This is a genomic window from Arthrobacter dokdonellae (assembly GCF_003268655.1).
In the GTDB taxonomy this organism is placed as follows: Bacteria; Actinomycetota; Actinomycetes; order Actinomycetales; family Micrococcaceae; genus Specibacter; species Specibacter dokdonellae.
This window is the reverse complement of record NZ_CP029642.1, coordinates 1829742-1849598: the sequence shown is the minus strand read 5'-3', so window position 1 is coordinate 1849598 and position 19857 is coordinate 1829742. Positions and strand designations below refer to the sequence as shown.

At 67.4% G+C, this 19857-nt stretch carries 19 protein-coding genes and 1 pseudogene; 3 read left to right on the top strand and 17 right to left on the bottom strand.

The genetic code is table 11. The annotated features are described in order from the left end of the window. Positions 1-48 precede the first annotated feature (48 nt). The 9 genes from DMB86_RS08220 to DMB86_RS08180 form a co-directional block, all read right to left on the bottom strand. A complete protein-coding gene (locus tag DMB86_RS08220) occupies positions 49-1380 on the bottom strand; it encodes a M50 family metallopeptidase (RefSeq protein ID WP_113719422.1) in 1332 nt (443 codons plus the stop codon). Beyond that, positions 1374-2624 (bottom strand): 1-deoxy-D-xylulose-5-phosphate reductoisomerase, encoded by a 1251-nt coding sequence (gene dxr, locus DMB86_RS08215; RefSeq protein WP_113717343.1) that lies wholly within the window; start codon positions 2622-2624, stop codon positions 1374-1376. Before dxr ends, DMB86_RS08220 begins: the two co-directional genes overlap by 7 nt. 116 nt (positions 2625-2740) lie before the next feature. After that, positions 2741-3538, bottom strand: coding sequence for an HpcH/HpaI aldolase/citrate lyase family protein (locus tag DMB86_RS08210; protein ID WP_113717342.1), 798 nt, complete (start codon positions 3536-3538; stop codon positions 2741-2743). Positions 3539-3575: 37 nt separating this feature from the next. After that, the gene (locus tag DMB86_RS08205) at positions 3576-4079 is read right to left on the bottom strand and encodes a MaoC family dehydratase (protein WP_113717341.1); all 504 of its coding nucleotides are present in this window, start codon (positions 4077-4079) and stop codon (positions 3576-3578) included. Continuing rightward, positions 4076-4729 carry a CoA transferase subunit B gene (locus DMB86_RS08200; RefSeq protein WP_113719421.1) on the bottom strand — a complete coding sequence of 218 codons (654 nt, stop codon included), beginning with the start codon at positions 4727-4729 and terminating at the stop codon, positions 4076-4078. Before DMB86_RS08200 ends, DMB86_RS08205 begins: the two co-directional genes overlap by 4 nt. Positions 4730-4731: 2 nt before the next feature. Continuing rightward, positions 4732-5658 carry a CoA transferase subunit A gene (locus tag DMB86_RS08195; protein ID WP_113717340.1) on the bottom strand — a complete coding sequence of 309 codons (927 nt, stop codon included), beginning with the start codon at positions 5656-5658 and terminating at the stop codon, positions 4732-4734. Positions 5659-5685: 27 nt separating this feature from the next. Then, positions 5686-6849 carry an acyl-CoA dehydrogenase family protein gene (locus tag DMB86_RS08190; RefSeq protein ID WP_113717339.1) on the bottom strand — a complete coding sequence of 388 codons (1164 nt, stop codon included), beginning with the start codon at positions 6847-6849 and terminating at the stop codon, positions 5686-5688. Then, complete coding sequence (locus DMB86_RS08185) at positions 6842-8908, bottom strand: acetyl/propionyl/methylcrotonyl-CoA carboxylase subunit alpha (RefSeq protein WP_113717338.1); 2067 nt, start codon at positions 8906-8908, stop codon at positions 6842-6844. Before DMB86_RS08185 ends, DMB86_RS08190 begins: the two co-directional genes overlap by 8 nt. A gap of 8 nt (positions 8909-8916) precedes the next feature. Continuing rightward, entirely contained in the window at positions 8917-10524 is a 1608-nt protein-coding gene (locus DMB86_RS08180) for a carboxyl transferase domain-containing protein (protein ID WP_113717337.1), read from the bottom strand. 137 nt (positions 10525-10661) lie between these two features. On the opposite strand from DMB86_RS08180, the gene DMB86_RS08175 reads away from it, so the two are divergent. Beyond that, positions 10662-11264 carry an SACE_7040 family transcriptional regulator gene (locus tag DMB86_RS08175; RefSeq protein WP_113717336.1) on the top strand — a complete coding sequence of 201 codons (603 nt, stop codon included), beginning with the start codon at positions 10662-10664 and terminating at the stop codon, positions 11262-11264. Positions 11265-11311: 47 nt separating this feature from the next. On the opposite strand, the gene DMB86_RS08170 is transcribed toward DMB86_RS08175, so the two are convergent. From DMB86_RS08170 to pdhA, 4 genes are all read right to left on the bottom strand, one after another. Beyond that, a complete protein-coding gene (locus DMB86_RS08170) occupies positions 11312-11680 on the bottom strand; it encodes an SPW repeat protein (protein WP_113717335.1) in 369 nt (122 codons plus the stop codon). Between the two features lie 131 nt (positions 11681-11811). Then, positions 11812-13209 (bottom strand): dihydrolipoamide acetyltransferase family protein, encoded by a 1398-nt coding sequence (locus DMB86_RS08165; protein ID WP_113719420.1) that lies wholly within the window; start codon positions 13207-13209, stop codon positions 11812-11814. 5 nt (positions 13210-13214) lie between these two features. After that, positions 13215-14225: an alpha-ketoacid dehydrogenase subunit beta gene (locus DMB86_RS08160; protein WP_113717334.1), complete on the bottom strand. Its 1011-nt coding sequence runs from the start codon at positions 14223-14225 to the stop codon at positions 13215-13217. Continuing rightward, on the bottom strand, positions 14222-15445 hold the full coding sequence (gene pdhA / locus DMB86_RS08155; protein WP_113717333.1) for a pyruvate dehydrogenase (acetyl-transferring) E1 component subunit alpha: 1224 nt from the start codon (positions 15443-15445) through the stop codon (positions 14222-14224). The genes DMB86_RS08160 and pdhA overlap by 4 nt, the downstream gene beginning before the upstream one ends. Positions 15446-15592: 147 nt before the next feature. Here pdhA and DMB86_RS08150 point away from each other — a divergent pair, with 147 nt between their 5' ends. Continuing rightward, positions 15593-16063 carry an Lrp/AsnC family transcriptional regulator gene (locus DMB86_RS08150; protein ID WP_113717332.1) on the top strand — a complete coding sequence of 157 codons (471 nt, stop codon included), beginning with the start codon at positions 15593-15595 and terminating at the stop codon, positions 16061-16063. Between the two features lie 84 nt (positions 16064-16147). Here DMB86_RS08150 and DMB86_RS08145 read toward each other — a convergent pair whose 3' ends face one another. The 4 genes and pseudogenes from DMB86_RS08145 to DMB86_RS08130 form a co-directional block, all read right to left on the bottom strand. After that, on the bottom strand, positions 16148-16900 hold the full coding sequence (locus tag DMB86_RS08145; RefSeq protein ID WP_171814420.1) for an ABC transporter permease: 753 nt from the start codon (positions 16898-16900) through the stop codon (positions 16148-16150). 23 nt (positions 16901-16923) lie between these two features. Next, complete coding sequence (locus tag DMB86_RS08140; RefSeq protein ID WP_418202309.1) at positions 16924-18177, bottom strand: ABC transporter ATP-binding protein; 1254 nt, start codon at positions 18175-18177, stop codon at positions 16924-16926. A 148-nt stretch (positions 18178-18325) separates the two neighbouring features. Continuing rightward, a pseudogene (locus tag DMB86_RS21625) lies at positions 18326-18388 on the bottom strand (hypothetical protein); the annotation flags it as partial. A 520-nt stretch (positions 18389-18908) separates the two neighbouring features. After that, positions 18909-19187, bottom strand: coding sequence for a putative quinol monooxygenase (locus DMB86_RS08130; RefSeq protein WP_227878669.1), 279 nt, complete (start codon positions 19185-19187; stop codon positions 18909-18911). A 201-nt stretch (positions 19188-19388) separates the two neighbouring features. Between DMB86_RS08130 and DMB86_RS08125 the strand changes: the two genes are divergently transcribed. Then, positions 19389-19829, top strand: coding sequence for a Clp protease N-terminal domain-containing protein (locus tag DMB86_RS08125; protein WP_171814419.1), 441 nt, complete (start codon positions 19389-19391; stop codon positions 19827-19829). The last annotated feature ends 28 nt before the right edge of the window (positions 19830-19857 follow it).

Below are 19857 nucleotides of genomic sequence, written 5' to 3'. Positions count from 1 at the left end.
GGTTGATATTTGATTATCAACCATATTCGTATGCAACGGGGGGTCTGCCTACCCGAACAGGTTGACCGGCTTGACGATGTCCGCGTAGATCAGCAGCGCCCCCATGACCATCAGCAGGCTCGCGGCCACGTACGTCACAGGAAGCATCTTCGCTATGTCGAAGGCGCCGGGATCCTTCTTCCTGAAGACCTTCGCAACGGTCCGGCGCGCGCCTTCGTACAGCGCCCCCAGGACGTGCCCGCCGTCGAGCGGCAGCAGCGGGATCAAGTTGAAGACGAACAGGGCCAGGTTCACCCCGGCCATCAGGCCGACCAGTGTGCCCACGCGGGCGCTGAGCGGGACCTGTTCCATCGAGGCCACCTCCCCGGCCACCCGGCCCACGCCGACCACGGAGATGGGGCCGTTGGGATCGCGGGGCTGGGAACTGAAGGCCGCCTGGGCCACCCCCACCAGCTTTTGCGGCAGATGGAAAACGACGCCGCCAATCTGGGCGATGTTGTTTCCCACCGCGGGCAGCACCGCGCCCGCGGATTGGGGCACCATGGCGGACGTGGGTGCCATGCCGATGAAGCCGGCCTCCACCGTGACGGCCTTGCCGCCGGCGTCGACCTTGGCGTTGCCGCTGGCGTCGAGCACGGGCCGGGCAGTGCGGACCGGCGTGATCGTGGTGGTGATGGTCTTGTCCCCGCGCTGGTAGCTCATGTCGACGGACTTGCCGGCGGAGGCCCGGATCCACTCGGTCAGGGTGGCCCAGTCGGTGACCGTCTTGCCGTCAAAGGTCTTGATGGTGTCGCCGGGGAGCAGCCCGGCGGCCGCTGCCGGGGTCTTGGTGCAGTGGGCCAGGTCCGTGGGCTCCGGCGCGCCGTAGGCAACCTGGCAGGCGCTGACCTGGGACAGCGTGGTGGTCGCCTGGGGCGAACCAAAGCCCATGAGCAGCACGCCGGTCAGGACAATCCCGATCAACAGGTTCATGGTGGGCCCGCCGAGCATGATGATGATCTTTTTCCACACGGGCAGCCCATAGAACACGCGGTTTTTATCCTCCGGGCCCACGTCCTCATGGGCCAGGCTGCGGGCCTCCGTGGCCAGCGTCTGGAACATGCCGGTGCTGGAGGGACGGACGCTGCCGTCCACCGGGTTGGGCGGGTACATGCCAATCATGGCCACGTAGCCGCCGGCGGGGATGGCCTTGAAACCGTACTCGGTCTCGCCCTTCTTGCGCGACCAGATGGTGGGGCCAAAGCCGATCATGTACCGGGTCACGCGGACGTTGAAGAGCTTGGCCGGCACCAGGTGGCCCACCTCGTGCAGCGCGATCGAGACCACCACGCCGAGTGCGACGAAGAGCACGCCGCCGATGAATAGCAATACGGTCACAATGAACTTTCTGGCTCTGGCCTTGCGGGCACGTCCGTCTTCGCCGACAGCAGCTCGTTGGTTCGCCGCCGGGCCCACTCTTCAGCTTCCAGCACGGACTCCAGCGTCAGCCGTGAAACGGGTGAATGTTCGCTGAGAACTTCCGCAATGGTGTCCACGATGTCCAGGAAGCCGATCCTCCCCCCATGGAACGCGTGCACGGACTCCTCGTTCGCCGCGTTGTAGACGGCGGGGCAGGTGCTCCCCCGACGCGCCGCCTCCTTGGCAAGTTCGACGGCGGGAAACGCCACGTTGTCCAGCGGCTCAAACGTCCACTTGGTGGCCTTCGTCCAGTCGCACGGTTGCGCGGCACCCGGCACCCGGTCCGGCCAGCCGAGCCCGAGCGCGATGGGAAGTCTCATGTCCGGCGGGGATGCCTGGGCGATGGTGGAGCCGTCGGTGAACTGCACCATGGAGTGGACCACGGATTGCGGATGCACCACGGCCTCGATGCGGTCCAAAGGGACGTCAAAGAGCAGGTGCGCCTCGATGACTTCCAGTCCCTTGTTGACCAGGGTTGCGGAGTTGGTGGTGACCATGGGCCCCATGTCCCAGGTCGGGTGCTTGAGTGCCTGCTCCGGGGTGACGGCGGCCAGTTCAGCGCGGCTCCGCCCGCGGAAGGGGCCGCCCGAGGCCGTGATGACCAGCTTGTCCACCTCGCCGGCGGTGCCGGCCCGAAGGGCCTGGGCGAGTGCGGAATGTTCGGAGTCCACCGGGACCAGCTGTCCGGGCGAGGCCGCATCCTTGACCAGCGCCCCGCCCACAATGAGCGATTCCTTGTTGGCCAGCGCCAGGATGGCCGTGGTCCCCAGCGCCGCCAGCGTCGGAGCGAGGCCGATGGAGCCGGTGATGCCATTCAGGACCACGTCCGCAGCGTCCGGGCCGTCGGCACCCCACGCGGCGATGGCGGTGGAGGCGTCGGGGCCGGACACAATCTCCGGCGCATAGCCTTCCGCCCCGGCCGCGGCGGCACGGGATGCGATCAGCGCGCGGAGGGGTCCGGCGTCGTCCGTGGCAGTGCCTACCGCGAGGGCCCGGGTCAGGACGGCCTGCTCAGCCAGCAGCTCAAGGTTGCCGCCGCCTGCGCTCAGCGCCGTCACCGTGAACCGCGGGGTGCCGTCCGCGAGCACGGCGCCGCCAATCACGTCCATCGCCTGGGTGCCGATGGATCCGGTGGAACCAAGGATGATCACGTTTCGCTGCTGCATCCTTCCAGTATTCCCCACCTGCCCCCTTGCCTGCTTCCCTTGTCTGCTTCCCCACCAGCTGCAGGAGCGTCGACGGAAAACCGCCCGCAACTGCAGGAGCGTCTAAAGTGCCCTTGCTACCGTCCGGCGCGACGCAGGGTCGCGCGGGCGTGCAGCAGGATGGGACCGTCCACCATCTGTCCGTTGTACGCAAACACGCCGGTGCCGGCGGAATCGGCGGCGGCCAGCAGGTCTAGCGCGGCGGCCACCGCGTCATCGCCGGGCCGGTAGGCGTCACGGATGACCGGCACCTGGCTGGGGTGGATGCAGGCCTTGGCGCCAAAACCGCTGGCCACCGCGTCGTCCGCCTCGGCCGCGAGCCCTTCGACGTCGGGGATGTCGGCGTAGATGGAGTCGACGGCGACCTTGCCGGCGGCGCCGGCGGACAACAGCAGCTGCGAGCGCGCGTGGGTTGCCACGGCGCGGTACGTGCCGCCGGAGAAGCGGCTGGAGGTGCCGCCCAGTGAGGCCACCAGGTCCTCCGCCCCCCACATGAGTGCGACGACGTTGGGCAGCCTGGCCAGGGCGGGTGCGGCCAGGATGCCTGCGGCGGTTTCGCACAGCGCCACCACCTGGTAGTCGGCGAGCGCGGCGACGGCGTCCGGGTCCTCCGCCTTGGCGACCATGATGGTGCGGTACCGGGTCCGGGCCAGCGCGGCCAGGTCCAGCCCGCTGTCCGCGGTGCCGAGGGCGTTGATGCGCACCATGGTGGCGGCGGGGTCCAGCGGCGTAGTCACGAGGTGTTCGCGGGCCGCCGCCTTGGCCTCCGGCGCTACGGCGTCTTCCAGGTCCAGGATGACGGCGTCGGACCGCTCCGCCGCCTTGGCGTACCGTTCGGGACGGTCGGCCGGGGCGAACAGCAGGGCCGGGCCCATGGTGAAGGTTCCGTGGGGATCGCTGATGGCGTGCTCCTTATTCGCTGGGCGTGAGCCAGAACAGGGCGGTGCGGCTGGCCTTGCCCACCACGGTCCCGTCCTGGTTGCGGCCGGTGTGGGCCATGGTGACGATGCCCTGGCCGGGCCGTGAGGCGGAGAGCCGCTTCTCCGTCACCACCGTCTCCGTGTACAGCGTGTCGCCGTGGAACAGCGGGTGCGGAAAGGATATGTCCGTCATGCCCAGCTGTGCCACGATGGTCCCCTGCGTCAGCTGCGCCACCGACTGCCCCACCATGGTGGCCAGGGTGAACATGGAGTTCATGAGCCGCTGGCCGAACGGCTGCGTGGCGCTCCACGCCGCATCCAGGTGCAGCGACTGCGTGTTCATCGTCATGGTGGTGAAGAGGACGTTGTCCGTCTCCGTCATGGTGCGTCCGGGGCGGTGCTGGTAGACGACGCCGGTCTCCAGCTCCTCGTAGTAAAGTCCCCTTTGCGTGACCACCGGGGTCTCCACAGGCTCGGCCGCCGGCTGGCCGCTCATACGGTGTCCAGGTCGTGCATCTCGAGGTTCAGCGGCGCGCCGGTGGCGGCCACAATTTCCTCCGCGGTCACGCCCGGGGCCAGTTCCTTCAGGACCAGCCCGTCCGGGGTCACCTCGATCACGGCCAGGTCGGTGACAATCAGGTCCACGCAGCCCTTGCCCGTGAGCGGCAGGGTGCAGCTTTCCAGGATCTTCGGGTTTCCTGCCCTGTCGGTGTGCTCCATCATGACAATCAACTTCTTGGCGCCGAACACCAGGTCCATGGCGCCGCCCATGCCCTTGACCATCTTGCCCGGGATCATCCAGTTGGCGAGGTCGCCATTTTGGGCCACCTGCATGGCACCCAGGACGGCAACGTCCACGTGCCCGCCGCGCACCATGCCAAACGACAGGGCGGAATCAAAGAACGCCGCGCCCTTGTTGACCGTGACCGTCTCCTTGCCGGCGTTGATCAGGTCCGGGTCCACGTCCGCGTCCAGCGGGTAGGGGCCGGTGCCGAGTATCCCGTTTTCCGAATGCAGCACCACCTCCACACCCTCCGGAATGAAGTTTGGGATCAGGGTGGGCATGCCGATGCCCAGGTTCACATACTGCCCGTTGTGCAGTTCCCGCGCCACCCTGGCGGCCAGTTCGTTGCGTGTCAGTGCCATGGTCATGCCTCCTTCGAAGTGGATTCAACGAGGCGGGACCGTGATGGGGCCCCGGGAGCGGCTTCGGGCGCCCGCGATGGGGCCACGGCCCCGGGGGTCCCCGGCCGAGCTTGCGAGGTTGGGGCGGGGCTGGGGACGGGCGGGGGGACCATCACGGCCTCGCCCGGATCCACTGTGACGGTGCGCTTTTCAATGCGCTTTTCGCTTCCGGGGGTGCCGGCCGGGACGTGGACCACGCGCTGGACGAAGATGCCCGGGACGTGGACGTGCTCGGGGTCGAGTTCGCCGGGCTCCACCAGCTCCTCCACCTCGGCTATGGTGATCTTCCCGGCCATGGCGCACAGCGGATTGAAGTTCATGGCCGTGGCATGGAATACCAGGTTGCCGTGGCGGTCGCCCTTCCAGGCATGGACCAGCGCAAAGTCGGGGTTCAGGGACTCCTCCAGCACAAAATCGGCGCCGTTGAAGGTGCGCACCTCCTTGGGCTGGGAGGCAATCGCAACGCCGCCGGCGCCGTCGTACTTCCTGGGAAGTCCGCCCTCGGAGACCTGGGTGCCCACGCCGGCTGCCGTGTAGAACGCAGGGATGCCCGCTCCCCCGGCACGGAGCTTCTCGGCCAGCGTTCCCTGCGGCGTGAGCTCGACCTCCAGTTCCCCGGCCAGGAACTGCCGGGCGAACTCCTTGTTCTCCCCCACATAGGAGGAGACAGTGCGGCGGATCCGCCCGTCGGTCAGCAGCACGCCCAGGCCCCAGTCGTCCACGCCGCAGTTGTTCGAGATCGTCTCCAGCCCCGAGGTGCCGGCGTCGTGCAGGGCCTGGATCAGGGCGACGGGGATGCCGCACAGCCCGAAACCTCCCACGGCCAGGGACGCGCCGTGGTGGATGTCATGGACGGCCGCGGCGGCGGATGCAACCACTTTGTTAATCATCGCTGGTGCCTTTCGTTGGTGCGGCCGTCACAGGCCGAGTTCGCGGGCTATAAGCATGAGCTGGACTTCCGTGGTCCCCTCCCCAATCTCGAGAATCTTTGAATCCCGGTAGTGCCGGGCGACCGAGAACTCGTTGATGAACCCGTAGCCGCCAAACACCTGCGTCGCGTCGCGGGCGTTGTCCATGGCCGCCTCGCTTGCGACCATCTTAGCGATGGCCGCCTCCGTCTTGAACGGTTTCCCGGCCAGCATGCGGGCCGCGGCGTCGTAGTAGGCCAGGCGCGCCGTATGGGCCCGCGTCTGCATGCGGGCGATCTTGAAGGACATGCCTTGAAAGTGGCCAATGTTGTGGCCGAACGCCGTGCGTTCCTTGGCATACTTGACGGCCTCGTCCACGCAGCCCTGCGCCGCGCCGGTGGCGAGCGCGGCGATGGCGATGCGGCCCTCGTCCAGGATGGAGAGGAAGTTCGCGTAGCCGCGGCCCCGGACGCCGACCAGGTTCTCTTCCGGCACGTGGACGTCCACGAGGGTCAGCGGGTGGGTGTCGGAGGCGTTCCAGCCGACCTTGTTGTACGGCCTTTCCACCGTGAAGCCGGGCGTTCCGTTGGGCACCAGGATGGTGGTGATCTCCTTCTTGACGGAACCATTGGCCCGCTGGGAGGTGCCGGTCACGGCCGTCATGGTCACGAAGGAGGTGATGTCGGTGCCGGAGTTCGTGATGAACTGCTTGTGCCCGTCAAGAATCCACTCCCCGCCCTCAAGGCGTGCCTTGGTGGTGGTGCCCCCGGCGTCCGATCCGGCGTCGGGCTCGGTCAGCCCAAAGCCGGCGAGCGCCTCGCCGCTGGCCAGGGACGGCAGCCACTGCTGCTTTTGGGCTTCCGTGCCGAACCGGTAAACGGGCATGGCGCCGAGCGACACCCCCGCCTCCAGTGTGATGGCCACCGACTGGTCCACGCGGCCCAGCTGCTCCAGGGCCAGCGCCAGGGCAAAGTAGTCCCCGCCCATGCCGCCGTATTCCTCCGGGAACGGGAGCCCGAAAAGGCCCATGTCGCCCATCTGCTTGACGATCTCGTAGGGGAAGCTGTGTTCCTCGTCGTGCCTGGCGGACACCGGTGCCACCACGTTGTCGGCGAAGTCGCGGACGGTGTCGCTCAAGTCCTGGTACTCGTCGCTGAGCTCGAAATCAGGCATGTTGTTCCCCTTCAGGAGTGTGTGTTTGTATGGTGGCCACAATTTGGTCCGCCTTGACCAGGGCGCCCGCCGCGACGCTGAGGTGCACGATCCCTGGCAGTGCCGCGGTGAGCTGGTGCTCCATCTTCATGGCCTCCACCGCCAGCAGCACGGTGCCCGCCTCGACGCGGTCCCCGCTGGCCACGTTGACCACCGTGACCGTGCCGGGCATGGGGCTGCGCACCTCCGGCTCGGCGGCCGCGTCCTCGCGCTCGATCCCGGCCAGCATGCGCACGGTGGCTTCCTCGCGCGTCAGCACGGGCACGCGGGCCGTCCAGCCGCCGCTGCCCAGGACCACGGCGCCGTCTTGCACCACTGCCTGGTACTGTCGGGCTTCCCCGTCCCAGAGCAGTGTCATCAGGTTGTCGCGGAGCCCCTCCAGCAGCGCCGGGTGCTCCGTGGTGCCTTCCGCGTCGCTGACCCGTACGACGCCGGACCCCACCGTGCCGCTGACCGTCACCACGGCGGTGCGGCCGGGACCGGCGCAGGATGTCCGCCACGGGGCAGGATCGCCCAGCCGCCACCCGTCGGTGCGTGACCACGGGGTGTCGGCCGGCCCGGCCACCGGGCCCCGGGCCCACAGCGCGGCCGCGGCGTACTCGGCCGGCCCCAGCTGGCGGAAGGACAGCTCGGGCAGCTTGCGTTCGATCAGGTTGGTGTCGAGCCGGCCGGCCTGGACGTCGGGGTCGGCCAGGAGCAGGCGCAGGTATTCGACGTTGGTCGGCAGGCCGAGAACCACGTAGTCGCGCAGGGCCGTGTCCAGCCGTGCCAGCGCCTCGGCCCGGACGCCGCCCCAGGCGATGACCTTCGCGAGCATGGGGTCGTAGTTGGCGGAGATTTCCAGGCCCTGCAGCAGCGAGCTGTCCACGCGTACATCGTCGCGGGCGGCGATGGATTCATCCAGCACGGCCACCGTGCCGGCCGACGGCAGGAACCCCTGCGCCGGATTTTCCGCGTACACCCTCGCCTCCACCGCGTGGCCCACGAGTTCGACATCGTCCTGGGCCACCGTGAGCTTCTCCCCCGCCGCGATGCGGACCTGCCACCCGACCAGGTCGAGGGCCTGCCCGTTGGCACGGACCACCATTTCGGTGGCGGGGTGCTCCACCTGCAGCCGCGTGTTCATTTCCATGAAGAAGAACTCTTCGGGATGCTCGTCGGAGACCAGGAACTCCACGGTGCCGGCCCCGGTGTAGTTCACGCTGGCGGCGGCGGCACAGGCGGCCGCGCCAATGCGTTCCCGGGTGGCGCCGCCGTCGTCCAGGGAATCCAGCAGCGGCGAGGGCGCCTCCTCAATGACCTTCTGGTGGCGGCGCTGCAGGGAGCATTCGCGTTCGCCCAGGTGGATGACGTTGCCGTAATTGTCGCCGAGGACCTGCACCTCGATGTGGCGCGGGGTGGAGACGAGCCGTTCCAGAAACAGGGTGTCGTCGCCGAACGAGCTGGCGGCCACGCGCCGGGCGGTGGCGAGGGTGGCCGGCAGTTCCTCCGGGCCGCGGACGGCGTGCATGCCCTTGCCGCCGCCGCCGGCCGACGGCTTGATGAGCAGCGGATAGCCGATGTCCGCGGCGGCCGCGATCAGGTCCGCGTCGGTGAGGCCCGGCTCGGAGATGCCGGGGACCACGGGCACGCCCGCGGCGGCGACGTGGTTTTTGGAGCGGATCTTGTCCCCCATGACGTTCAGTGCCTCGATGTTGGGGCCGATGAACGTGATGCCGGCGTCGGCGAGCGCCTGCGCGAAAGCCAGGTTTTCGGACAGGAAGCCGTAGCCGGGGTGGACAGCCCGGGCGCCGGATTCGCGGCAGGCGGCCACCACGGCGTCAATGGAGAGGTAGCTTTCGCTGGCAGCCGCCGGGCCGATGCACAGCGCTTCGTCGGCCTCGCGCACGTGGCGCGCTCCGGCGTCGGCCTCGGAATACACGGCGACGGAGCGGATGCCCAGCGCGCGCAGGGTCCGGATGACGCGGCAGGCGATTTCGCCGCGGTTGGCCACCAGTACGGTGTCAAACAAGGGGGTCATGGTGTGGCTCACATTCTGAAGAGGCCGAAGGAGGTGTCCGGCAGCGGTGTCCGGGCGCAGATGTCCAGGGCCAGGCCCAGCACGGTGCGCGTGTCCGCCGGGTCAATGACGCCGTCGTCCCAGAGCCGGGCCGTGGAGTAGTAGGGGCTGCCCTGGTCCTCGTACTGGGCCTTGATGGGCGCCTTGAACGCCTCCTCGTCCCCGGCGGACCATTCCTCGCCACGCCTCTCGTGCTGGTCCCGCTTGACCGTGGCCAACACGGAGGACGCCTGGTTGCCGCCCATCACGGAGATGCGCGCGGCGGGCCACATCCACAGGAACCGCGGCGAGTAGGCACGGCCGCACATGGAATAGTTGCCGGCGCCAAACGAGCCGCCCACGATGACCGTCAGCTTCGGCACGCGCGCGGTGGCGACGGCGGTGACCATCTTGGCTCCGTGCTTGGCGATGCCGCCCTGTTCGTAGTCCTTGCCCACCATGAAGCCGTTGAGGTTCTGCAGGAAGATCAGCGGGATGCCGCGCTGGTCGCACAGCTCGATGAAGTGGGCGCCCTTGAGCGCCGATTCACTGAACAGCACGCCGTTGTTCGCCACAATGCCCACCGGGTGGCCGTGCAGCTTGGCGAAGCCGGTGACCAGGGTGGTGCCGTAGTTCTTCTTGAATTCGTGGAAGCGGCTGCCGTCCACCAGGCGGGCGATGACTTCCCGGATGTCGTAGGCCGTGTTCAGGTCGGTCGGGACGGCCCCGTAGAGCTCGGCGGGGTCGGCCGAGGGCTCGACGGCGGCGTCCACGGTCCAGGCGGGCACCGGGTTCTCCGGCAGGGTTGCGACGATGTCGCGGACAATCGCCAGGGCGTGCCCGTCGTTCTCGGCGAGGTGGTCCACCACGCCGGAGACGCGGGCGTGGACGTCCCCCCCGCCCAGTTCCTCGGCCGTGACGATCTCGCCGATCGCCGCCTTCACCAGGGGCGGGCCGCCGAGGAAGATGGTCCCCTGGTTGCGGACAATCACCGTTTCATCGCTCATGGCCGGCACGTAGGCGCCCCCTGCCGTGCAGGAGCCCATGACGGCGGCGATCTGCGGGATCTTCCGGGCGGACATCTGCGCCTGGTTGAAGAAGATCCGGCCGAAGTGCTCCCGGTCGGGGAACACCTCGTCCTGCCGGGGCAGGAACGCGCCCCCGGAATCCACCAGGTAGATGCACGGCAGTCGGTTTTCCAAGGCGATTTCCTGCGCCCGCAGGTGCTTTTTCACGGTCATGGGATAGTAGGTGCCGCCCTTGACCGTGGCGTCGTTGGAAACCACCATGACGTGGCGCCCCTGGACCACGCCGACGCCGGCGATGACCCCCGCGCCCGGGGACGCGTCGTCGTACATCCCGTTGGCCGCGAGGGGTGCGATCTCCAGGAACGGGCTGCCGTCGTCCAGCAGCCGGTCCACGCGGTCGCGCGGCAGCAGCTTTCCGCGGGCCACGTGCCGTTCCCGGGATTTCGCGGGGCCGCCCAGCGCCGTGGCGCGCAGCCGTTCGCGCAGTTCGGCCACCAGTTCCCGCTGCGCGGAGCCGTTGCGCACAAATGCGTCACCGTCCGGTTCCACGTGACTTTGCAAAGTCTCCATTGACCAGTCATCCGTTCCTTGCCCCGGGACACTCCGGCGGTGCCTGACACCACCCGCATCCACATGCTAAGTTAATGGTTATTAACTGAGTTTCAGGTTAGTCCGTGAATTTGATGATGTCCAGCACAAGGGAAGACATGAGCGAGTCCCCCGCCACCGCGCGCACCCGGGCCAAGGCCAACCGCCGGACGGTGCTACTGGATTCCGCCGCCACCCTGTTTGCCCAACGCGGCTTCAACGGCGTGTCCATCGAGGACCTGGGCGCCGCGGCCGGGGTGAGCGGGCCTGCCGTATACCGGCACTTCAGCGGCAAGCAGGCCCTGCTGGGCGCCCTGCTGGTGGGAGTCAGCGAGGACCTGCTGGCCGGCGGACGGGCAGTCCTTGCCGCAGGGAACGACGACGCCGCCTCGCTCCGCGGGCTCGTCGCCTTCCACGTGGACTTTGCCCTGGCCCAGCCCGACGTGATCCGCGTCCAGGACCGGGACTTCGACAGCCTCAGCGCCGCGGACCGCCGCCAGGTCCGCACCCTGCAGCGCGCCTACGTGGAACTGTGGGTCGACGTGTTGGGCCGGCTGTACCCCGACCGCGGCGCCGAGGTCCGGCGCCTGCAGGCCCACGCGGTGTTTGGCCTGATCAACTCCACCCCGCACAGCGTGCAGGTGCATGGGCACCGCCCTATCGCTGCCGCCGCCCGCTCCGTGCTCGAGGCGATGGCGTGGAACGGCCTCGCCCGGGCATAGGGAAAGCGCCGGAAGATCCGGCGCTTCCTGGTTTGGCGCTAATGAAATTAGTGAGCCGGCAGGCCGTGGTCGTGGCCCACGGTGTGCTGACGCATGCTCGGCTGGACGGCGAGCACGGCCACGATCAGGGCCACCCCGCCAGCAATCCAGGACGTCCATGCCGCGCCCATACGGCCGCTGTAGCCGCCGATCCAGGGCGAGATGAACAGCAGTGCGCCCAGCACCGCTTGGGCCCATTCAACAGCCGGCGTCCCGGGGCTCATCAGGTTCCAAACTCCTGCAATGATCAGCAGGACTCCAAAGCCGATCATGAGAACCATGGAACTGCCCTGCTGCGTTGTCCAGATTGTCGACAGCGCGGCGTAAAGGCCCGCAATGATGGCAACATAATCTTGCCAGCGGTTCCACTTCTTCATCGATACCAACCTCCTTTGGGTTTCCCATCAGTTGGCTCCCTAAGTGGGGGTCACTTCAAATATACGTCCGCTCAGGCAGCTATTCCAGAGGTCGATGATTGCAGTAAAGCCGCGGTTCAGGACAGCCCCGTTCAGGCCAGCGCCAGCGCCATCGCGGGATCGGACATCACCGCACCGACGTCCGCCAGGAACCGCGAGCCCTGCTCCCCGTCCACCAGCCGGTGGTCGAAGGACAGGCTCAGCGTCATGACCTGCCGCAGCGCAATGCCGCCCTGGTGCTCCCACGGCGTGCTGCGTACGGCCCCCAGCGCCAGGATCCCCGCTTCTCCCGGGTTCAGGATGGGCGTGCCGGCGTCAATGCCGAAGACCCCGATGTTCGTAATGGAGAAAGTCCCGCCGGAAAGCTCCCCCGGCGGCGTCTTTCCGGACCGGGCCACGGCGGCCAGTTCCCCGAGCGCCACGGCCAGCCCGCGCATGCCCAACTGCTGCGCGTCCTTGATGTTGGGCACCACGAGTCCCCTGGGCGTCGCGGCGGCAATGCCCAGGTTGACGTAGTTCATCGTGACGATCTCGTTGGCCTCGGCGTCCCAGCGCGAGTTCAAGGACGGCTGCCGGGCGATCCCCAGGCACACGGCCCGGGCGGCCAGCGTCAGCGGCGTGAGCTTCACGTCCGCGAACTCCCGCAACCCCCTCAGCTTCGCCAGGAACTCCATGCCGGCCGTGACGTCCACGGTCAGGAATTCCGTCACGTGCGGCGCCGTGAACGCGCTCTGGACCATCGCCGCGGCGGTGAACTTCCGCACGCCCTTGATGGGGGTGCGCACCTCCCGGGCCGCGTTGCCGCTGCCGGAGGGAACGCCCGCGCGGGACGCGGTCGACGCCGGGGCCGCCGCCGCGGCACCCTGCGCGTGTCCCCCGGCATAAGCGACGACGTCGTCGCGGGTAATCAGGCCGCGCTCGCCCGAGCCCACAAGCTCGGCCAGGTCGATCCCCATGTCTCGTGCCAGTTTGCGCACCGGCGGCGTGGAGCGGGGGCGGTCCGCCTGGACGCGGGCTTCCGCGTCCGGTCCTGCCACCCGGGAAGCGGCGGCCGGCACGGTGGTTGCGGCCGGCACGGTGGTTGTTGCGGCTGGCACGGTCGTGGTCGTGGTCGTGGAGCCGGACGGCGCGAACTGCCGGGCCCGGCGGGCGGGCCGCTTCGAGGACTCCGGATCGGCGCCGTAGCCGACGAGCGTGGGCACGCGCTTCTGCGCAGGCTCGGAGACGGGCTCGCTGCCAGCGGCGGCTGTCGCCGCGACCTCGAACGCGATGATGACCTCACCCACCTCGACGGTGGTTCCGGGCTCGTGCGTGATGGCGGTGACGGTGCCGGCGTACGGTGAGGGCAGTTCGACGACGGCCTTGGCGGTTTCGACTTCCCCGATCACCTGGTTCAGTTCCACCGTGTCGCCCACGGCCACGTGCCAGCTGACGATTTCCGATTCCGTGAGTCCCTCGCCAAGGTCCGGCAGCTTGAATTCCTGGATCATGGTGGTCATCCTTCCAGCCCCGAAAGGGAGTTGGGGCGGCCCAGGACGCGGTCAACGCCGTCGAGCATGCGGTCAAGGTCGGGAAGGTGGTGCTTTTCCAGCTTTGAGGGCGGGTAGGGAACGTCGAAGCCCGTGACGCGCACTGGTGCGGCCTCCAGGTAGTTGAAGCAGCGCTCGGTGATGCCGGCGGCAATTTCGGCGCCCAGTCCCAGGGTTTCGGAGGCCTCGTGGGTGATCACCAGGCGGCCGGTGCGGCGTACGGATTCCTCCAGCGGCGCGTAGTCCAGTGGGGACAGGGAACGCAGGTCGATCACTTCGACGGAAATGCCGTCGTCGGCCGCGGCCTTGGCGGCGTCGAGGGCGGTGGTGACAAGCGGGCCGTAGGTCACCAGCGTCACGTCGGTACCGGCGTGCACCACGCGGGAGGCGCCCATGGCCGGGGCGCAGGAGAGGTCGGCGTCGAGGTCCACCTCGCCCTTGGCGTGGTAGCGGCGCTTGGGCTCGAAGAACAGCACCGGGTCGTCGCAGGCGATGGCCTGGCGCAGCATGGTGTAGGCGTCCTGCGGATTGGAGACGCTGATGACGCGCAGCCCGGAGGTGTGCACAAAGTAGGCCTCCGGTGATTCGGAGTGGTGCTCGGGGGAACCGATGCCGCCGCCAAACGGCACGCGGATGGTCAGCGGCATCCGGACCTGCCCGTGCGTGCGCATGTGCAGCTTGGCCACCTGGGAGACGATCTGGTCGAAGCCCGGGTAGATAAAGCCGTCGAACTGGATCTCGCAGACGGGCCGGAAACCGCGGTAGGCCAGGCCCACGGCGGTGCCGATGATGGCGGACTCCGCCAGCGGCGTGTCAATGACGCGGTGCGAGCCAAAGTCCTTCATCAGGCCGTCGGTGACGCGGAAGACCCCGCCCAGCGTGCCGATGTCCTCACCCATCAGGACCACCTTGGGATCGTCCTCCATGGCCTTGCGCAGCCCGGCGTTGATGGCCTGTGTCAGTGTCAGAGTGCTCATGACCTGCTCCCTTCCAAGGTGGCGCCGTCCGTGGGCGCGAAGCCCGCCAGGTAGCGTTCGTAGTGGTCGCGCTGGCGGTCCAGGATGGCGTGTTCGGTCGTGTACACGTTGTTAAAGACGCTCATCGGCGCTGGGTCGGGCATGTTGATGCAGCCGTCGCGCAGCTCGGCGGCCATGGCGTTGGCGCGCGCGGCAACCCCTGCCTCGGCCTCGCCGTCGAGCTTCCCCCGGCCTTGCAGGAGGGCCTTGACCCGCGCAATGGGGTCCTTGGCGCCCCACTCGTCCAGTTCGGTGACGCCCCGGTAGCGGGTGGGGTCGTCGGCGGTGGTGTGCGCGCCCATGCGGTACGTGACGGCTTCGATGAAGCTGGGACCTGCGCCGCTGCGTGCCCGCGCGGCGGCCCAGCGGGTGGCGGCCAGCACGGCGAGGACGTCATTGCCGTCAACGCGCAGGCTGGGGATGCCGTAGCCCGGCGCGCGGCCGGCGATGGGCGCGTGCGCCTGCAGGCCCACGGGCTCGGAAATGGCCCAGTGGTTGTTCTGGCAGAAGAAAATGACGGGGGCCTGGAAGCTGGCGGCGAAGACCATCGATTCGTGGACGTCGCCCTGGCTGGTGGCGCCGTCGCCCAGATACGCGATGGACAGCGCCTCCTTGCCGTCCAGGACCAGGCCCATGGCGTAGCCGGTGGCGTGCAGGGTCTGGGCGCCAATGATGATCTGCGGGGTGGCCATGTTGAACTTGTGCGGGTCCCAGCCGGTGTTGGCGCTGCCGCGCCAGGTGCTCATGATGCCGGCCAGGTCCGCGCCGCGGAGGTAGGCCACACCGTTTTCACGGTAGGTGGGGAAGATGAAGTCGTCCATGTCCAGGGCCCGGAGCGATCCGACCTGGGACGCCTCCTGACCCAGCATGGGCGGCCAGAGGGCCAGCTGGCCCTGGCGCTGGAGCGCGGTGGCCTCGACGTCGATGCGCCGGATGGTGACCATGTCCGAGTAAAGCTGGAGGAGTTGTTCGTCGTCGACGTCGGCCACATACGGGGCAAGTTCCTCGTCGGCAACGCTGGTGCCGTCCGCGGCAATAAGTTGGTGAATTCCGGGTTGCGGTGATGCCCCCGGCCTGGCTGTTGCGTCCAGCACGGCAGTTCGCCTCCTTGACTTCCCGCCGGGGCCGGGGCCCTGGCTACGGGCCGGCGCATCTTGTGGATGTCGGCCCCCAGGCCGCATGCGCTGGGTTGTTGCGCGCGGCAGGGCCGCGTCGTCGCAACCCTTAGCTGTGACGATACTCACAGCATGCAGCTGGCGCAATGTCCTTCGCGGAAATTGAACATCGTGCACGATCCCTGCCGCCTTCACCGTGCTAATCTGCGCATTATGCATACTTTGGACGGCACCGATGCCCGCATACTCCTGGCCATGGTCCAGGACCCGCGCCAGACCGTGGTGGCGCTGGCACAGCAGCTGGGACTTTCCCGCAACACCGTGCAGGCGCGGATGGCCTCCTTGGAGCTGCGGAACGCGTTTTTGGCCTTTGACCACCGCATCAGCCCGGCCCTGCTGGGCTACCCGCTCACGGCCTACATTTCCATCCATGTGCAGCAGCAAAAGCTCGCGGCCCTGGCAGCCTCGCTGGCCGGCATCCCTGAAGTGGTGGAGGCCCACGGTCTCAGCGGGCGGGCCGACATCCTGGCGCGCGTGGTCTCCACGGGTGCCGAGGACCTGTTCCGCATCAACGGCAAGATCCTGGCCTGCGACGGCGTGGAGCGCACGGAGACGTCCCTGGCCATGAACGAACTGGTGCCCTTCCGCCTGACGCCTCTCCTGGAACGGGTCCTGGACAAGTAGCCGGCGCCCGCGCATGCGCCCGGACGGGCCACGCCGGAGCCATGAATGGGCCGGAGCGCTCCTGCTTCATGAGCAGAATCGACCCTACTCCCAGCGGAAAAACCGAATGGCGAGGAACGTGAAGACGAGCGCATAGCCGACGAGGGTGAGGAGGGTCGCCAACGGAGGTGCCGCATTGAACGCCGAATAGAGGATGGCCCGCACCGCCGCGCCGCTCGGTGAATACCACATGATCGACCGCAGCGGCTCGCCTGTTTGCACGGGCTGGACCCACAACCCTGACAGGAAGAGGAGGACGAAGAAGAGCGGGCCGGCAAGGACTCCGGCCATCGTCTGGGTCGGGGCCAGGGCCACGACGAGCAAGCCCAGGGCGAAGAGTTCCACAACGGAGAGCGCGACGGAGATGATGAAGAACGGAAGGTCAACGGTGAGTGGCGCACCGAAGACCAGCATGCCGCCAACGATGACGATGGCCGTGGCCAGCACGGCCAGGACAAGGTTAAAGATCAGCTGCGCGCCCAGCAGGCGTGACGGGTGCACCGGCGTCGTGGAGACGCGTCTGAGCCAGCCGATTTCACGGTCCCGCACGAGCGTGTTGGGCAGGGAGATCGCGATCGCAATATATGAGACAACGAGAATCGTTGGAATGTACAGGTCGATCACCGTCAGGCCACTGCCGGACACGTCCCCCGGGACCTGTCTGCTGATGAAACCAAAAAGAATCAGCAATACAACGGGCAACCCGAGGCCGACAAGCGGGTAGGGCTCACGCAGGGACAGCTTCGCCTGCACTTTGAGAAGCGCTGTGAGCTGCGCCCGCGACCGACGACTGAGCATTCCGCCTCGATTCGAGCGCATGCTCAGGCCTTTCCCGGCGCCGTCGCTGCGGCTGCCCTGGTGAGCAGGATGAAGGCGTCGTCGAGGTTGCCGCGCCTTACCTCAAGTTCGGACACCTGGACACCCGCGGCGGCGAGGGCGTTCATCAGCTTCGCGGCCAGGTCGCCTGTGCCCGTCACCGCCACTGCGCGGTGCTGTCGTTCCACCGTCTGCACGCCCTCGACGGCATACAGCAGCTCATCCGCGACGGGTGGTGATGGAATGAAGCGCAACCTGGTCCCGCCTGCCTTGGCCGCGATGGCGTCCGGAGTGTCCAAGACGCGCATCCGTCCGCCGTCGATCAGGGCCACGCGGTCGCAGAGGGTTTCTGCCTCATCCATGAAATGGGTCACGAGGATCACCGTGACGCCACGGTTCCTCATGCCGTCGATAAGGGCCCAGGTACCCCGGCGGGCCTCGGGGTCGAGCCCGGTTGTCAGTTCGTCCAGGATCGCAATCTTTGGGTTGCCAATCACTGCCAACGCAATGGATACCCGCTGTTTCTGACCACCCGACAAATTCTTGAATGCGGTCCGTCCGATCTCCTGTATGCCCAGGGACCCAAGAACTTCCTGCGGATCCAACGGGTCCGAGTAGAAGGAGGCAAACAGCTCGATGGCCTCGCGCACCCGCATCCTCGGCGGCAGGGCGCTTTCCTGGAGTTGGACCCCCACGAACTCTCGGACCTTGTCCCTGTCCCGTTGCGGGGACAGGCCGTAAACGCGCACGGAACCGGCATCGGGTGCGCGAAGACCGGAAATACATTCAACTGTCGTGGTCTTTCCGGCTCCGTTGGGGCCGATGATCCCGAATATCTCTCCCTCCCGGATGGAAAAGGAGACGTCATCGACTGCCGGACGGCTTCCGTAGCGTTTGACCAGATTTTTGACCGTGATGATGGTGCGTTCCTCGCGGGGATCCCGGTCGCTTCCGGACGGATTCGTCAGGTCAGCCATGCACACGATACTAGTCCCCTCCCCTCCGGCACGACACGGCACACGGTCAACGCACCACACCCGGGCACGGCGCCCAAGGCAACGGGACGGCGAAAGGCCCCGTCCGGCGTCCAGCACCGTGCCCAGCCAGCCCAGGAAGAACGCGAACGGGATGGAGACGATGCCGGGGTTGGCCAGCGGGAACCAGTCGAAACTGGCGCCGGGGATCATGGCCTTCCCGCTGCCGGAGACCACCGGCGAGAAGGCGATGAGGATGATCGCCGCCGCCAGGCCGCCGTACATGCTCCACAGGGCGCCCTGGGCGGTGAACTACTTCCAGAACAGGGAGTGCAGGATGGTGGGCAAGTTGGCGGAGGCCGCGATGGCGAAGGCCAGCGATGGCGAAGGCCAGCGCCACCAGGAACGCGATGTTCTGCCCGTTCGCCAGGATGCCGCCGGCAATGGCGACGACGCCGATCACCACCACGGTGCGGCGGGCGACCGTGACTTCCATTTCCGGCTTCGGCTCGGCCTTGACAATCACGTTGGCGTAAATGTCGTGGGCAAAACGAGACAGCCGCGGTGATGGTCAGGCCGGCCACCACGGCAAGGATGGTGGCGAAGGCGACGGCGGCTCCGTAGCCAAGCACCGGCGTGAAGGCTCCGTAGCCAAGCACCGGCGTGAAAAGGTAGAAGATGCCGATGAGCCAGTTGGCCCAGACCACCGACTTGCGGGCCTCCTTGCCAGGCTCATCTTCCATGGCAGGAGGGGGCAGATACGCCAGTCCTACCGGGAACGCCAGCAAGACCAACTCGGCGCACTCGGTCTTGTGTTGGACGGACCGCTACTCTTTCGCCGCGGACTCCACCGGCACGCAACTTCGACCCTTCAGGAACCCCAACAAGGACCGGGAAGCCTGAACGAAGCAATACAGCGCTGACATCTACCGGCCCGCCAGGGGAACCTTCAACGGACGAACACCATCGAAGGAAAAGGAACCGCCGAGGAAGGCAGGTCCATGGCAGTCCGGGGTTTACAGGCCCGTTACGGGATAGCTTCGTTGGATGCCTGCCTTCGCGCGGCCCCACGCGCTGGCCTTGACCCGCGCTTGGTGGGAATGGAAAGCGTCAGGGTTCCGGAAGCACTCGGCGACATCCCACACTCGTGGATCGTCAGTCTGGTTCACCGCGAAAGAAATGCAGCCAGGTTCATCGTGAGTCAGTTCGACGTGTCGAGGGAGGAACTCAATGACGACGGCAATCTCTTCGTCGCCGTGGCAGATCAGTTGTCCAGTCAAATCGATGTTCTTCACAACGAGGAGTGTGCCACAGGCCACTAGGAAGCCGTAATGAAGGTGGCGTTCCGCAAGCCGAACGTCTACCGGGAGGCGCGCGCATCCGCGCATCGGGAGGCGCACCCGTGGTGTTGATGCGCCGCGAAGACTACCCTCAGGGGCATGGGCCGTTCGACGAAGTTTGGGAACTACACCGACAGGGCTGTGCGGGCGGTGGTCTTGGCTCAGGAAGAGTCAAGGTTTATCCATGACCGGTATATCGGTCCCGAGCATCTGCTGTTGGGGATTTTGCACGCTGATCCGGATGCGGTGCAGACGGTGCTGGGGGTCTGGCCTGACGACGTGCGTGATGCGATAGTAGGTTTCGTTCCCCCTTGGCCGCCAGATACCTCAGAAACAATTCCGTTCACCCCCGAGTCCCTGGATGCGCTCAAGGCGGCGCAGCGCGCCGCACAGGCGCTGCATTTCGATCACGTCGGGATCAAGCACCTACTGTTCGGGGTGCTGAGTGTCCATGGCGACCGTCTGGATCGGGCGCTGGCAGATGCGGGTGTGCAACGAGACAGTGCGCAAACACGGTTAATGGCGGCACTTGCGCAGGGGAGGTCTGCTGGCCAGGATAGGGCAACAGGCTGCTATCTCCCGCCCGCGACCGGCTGACCTGATCAAGATGGGCCCCGATGCCGTT

Coding starts and splice junctions, on each gene's coding strand:
- dxr (WP_113717343.1), bottom strand. CDS start 2,624: ATGCAGCAGCGAAACGTGATCATCCTTGGTTCCACCGGATCCATCGGC.
- DMB86_RS08210 (WP_113717342.1), bottom strand. CDS start 3,538: ATGGGCCCGGCCCTGCTGTTCGCCCCGGCCGACCGTCCCGAACGGTAC.
- DMB86_RS08205 (WP_113717341.1), bottom strand. CDS start 4,079: ATGAGCGGCCAGCCGGCGGCCGAGCCTGTGGAGACCCCGGTGGTCACG.
- DMB86_RS08200 (WP_113719421.1), bottom strand. CDS start 4,729: ATGGCACTGACACGCAACGAACTGGCCGCCAGGGTGGCGCGGGAACTG.
- DMB86_RS08195 (WP_113717340.1), bottom strand. CDS start 5,658: ATGATTAACAAAGTGGTTGCATCCGCCGCCGCGGCCGTCCATGACATC.
- DMB86_RS08190 (WP_113717339.1), bottom strand. CDS start 6,849: ATGCCTGATTTCGAGCTCAGCGACGAGTACCAGGACTTGAGCGACACC.
- DMB86_RS08185 (WP_113717338.1), bottom strand. CDS start 8,908: ATGACCCCCTTGTTTGACACCGTACTGGTGGCCAACCGCGGCGAAATC.
- DMB86_RS08180 (WP_113717337.1), bottom strand. CDS start 10,524: ATGGAGACTTTGCAAAGTCACGTGGAACCGGACGGTGACGCATTTGTG.
- DMB86_RS08175 (WP_113717336.1), top strand. CDS start 10,662: ATGAGCGAGTCCCCCGCCACCGCGCGCACCCGGGCCAAGGCCAACCGC.
- DMB86_RS08170 (WP_113717335.1), bottom strand. CDS start 11,680: ATGAAGAAGTGGAACCGCTGGCAAGATTATGTTGCCATCATTGCGGGC.
- DMB86_RS08165 (WP_113719420.1), bottom strand. CDS start 13,209: ATGATCCAGGAATTCAAGCTGCCGGACCTTGGCGAGGGACTCACGGAA.
- DMB86_RS08160 (WP_113717334.1), bottom strand. CDS start 14,225: ATGAGCACTCTGACACTGACACAGGCCATCAACGCCGGGCTGCGCAAG.
- pdhA (WP_113717333.1), bottom strand. CDS start 15,445: ATGCGGCCTGGGGGCCGACATCCACAAGATGCGCCGGCCCGTAGCCAG.
- DMB86_RS08150 (WP_113717332.1), top strand. CDS start 15,593: ATGCATACTTTGGACGGCACCGATGCCCGCATACTCCTGGCCATGGTC.
- DMB86_RS08145 (WP_171814420.1), bottom strand. CDS start 16,900: ATGCTCAGTCGTCGGTCGCGGGCGCAGCTCACAGCGCTTCTCAAAGTG.
- DMB86_RS08140 (WP_418202309.1), bottom strand. CDS start 18,177: ATGTACGGCGGCCTGGCGGCGGCGATCATCCTCATCGCCTTCTCGCCG.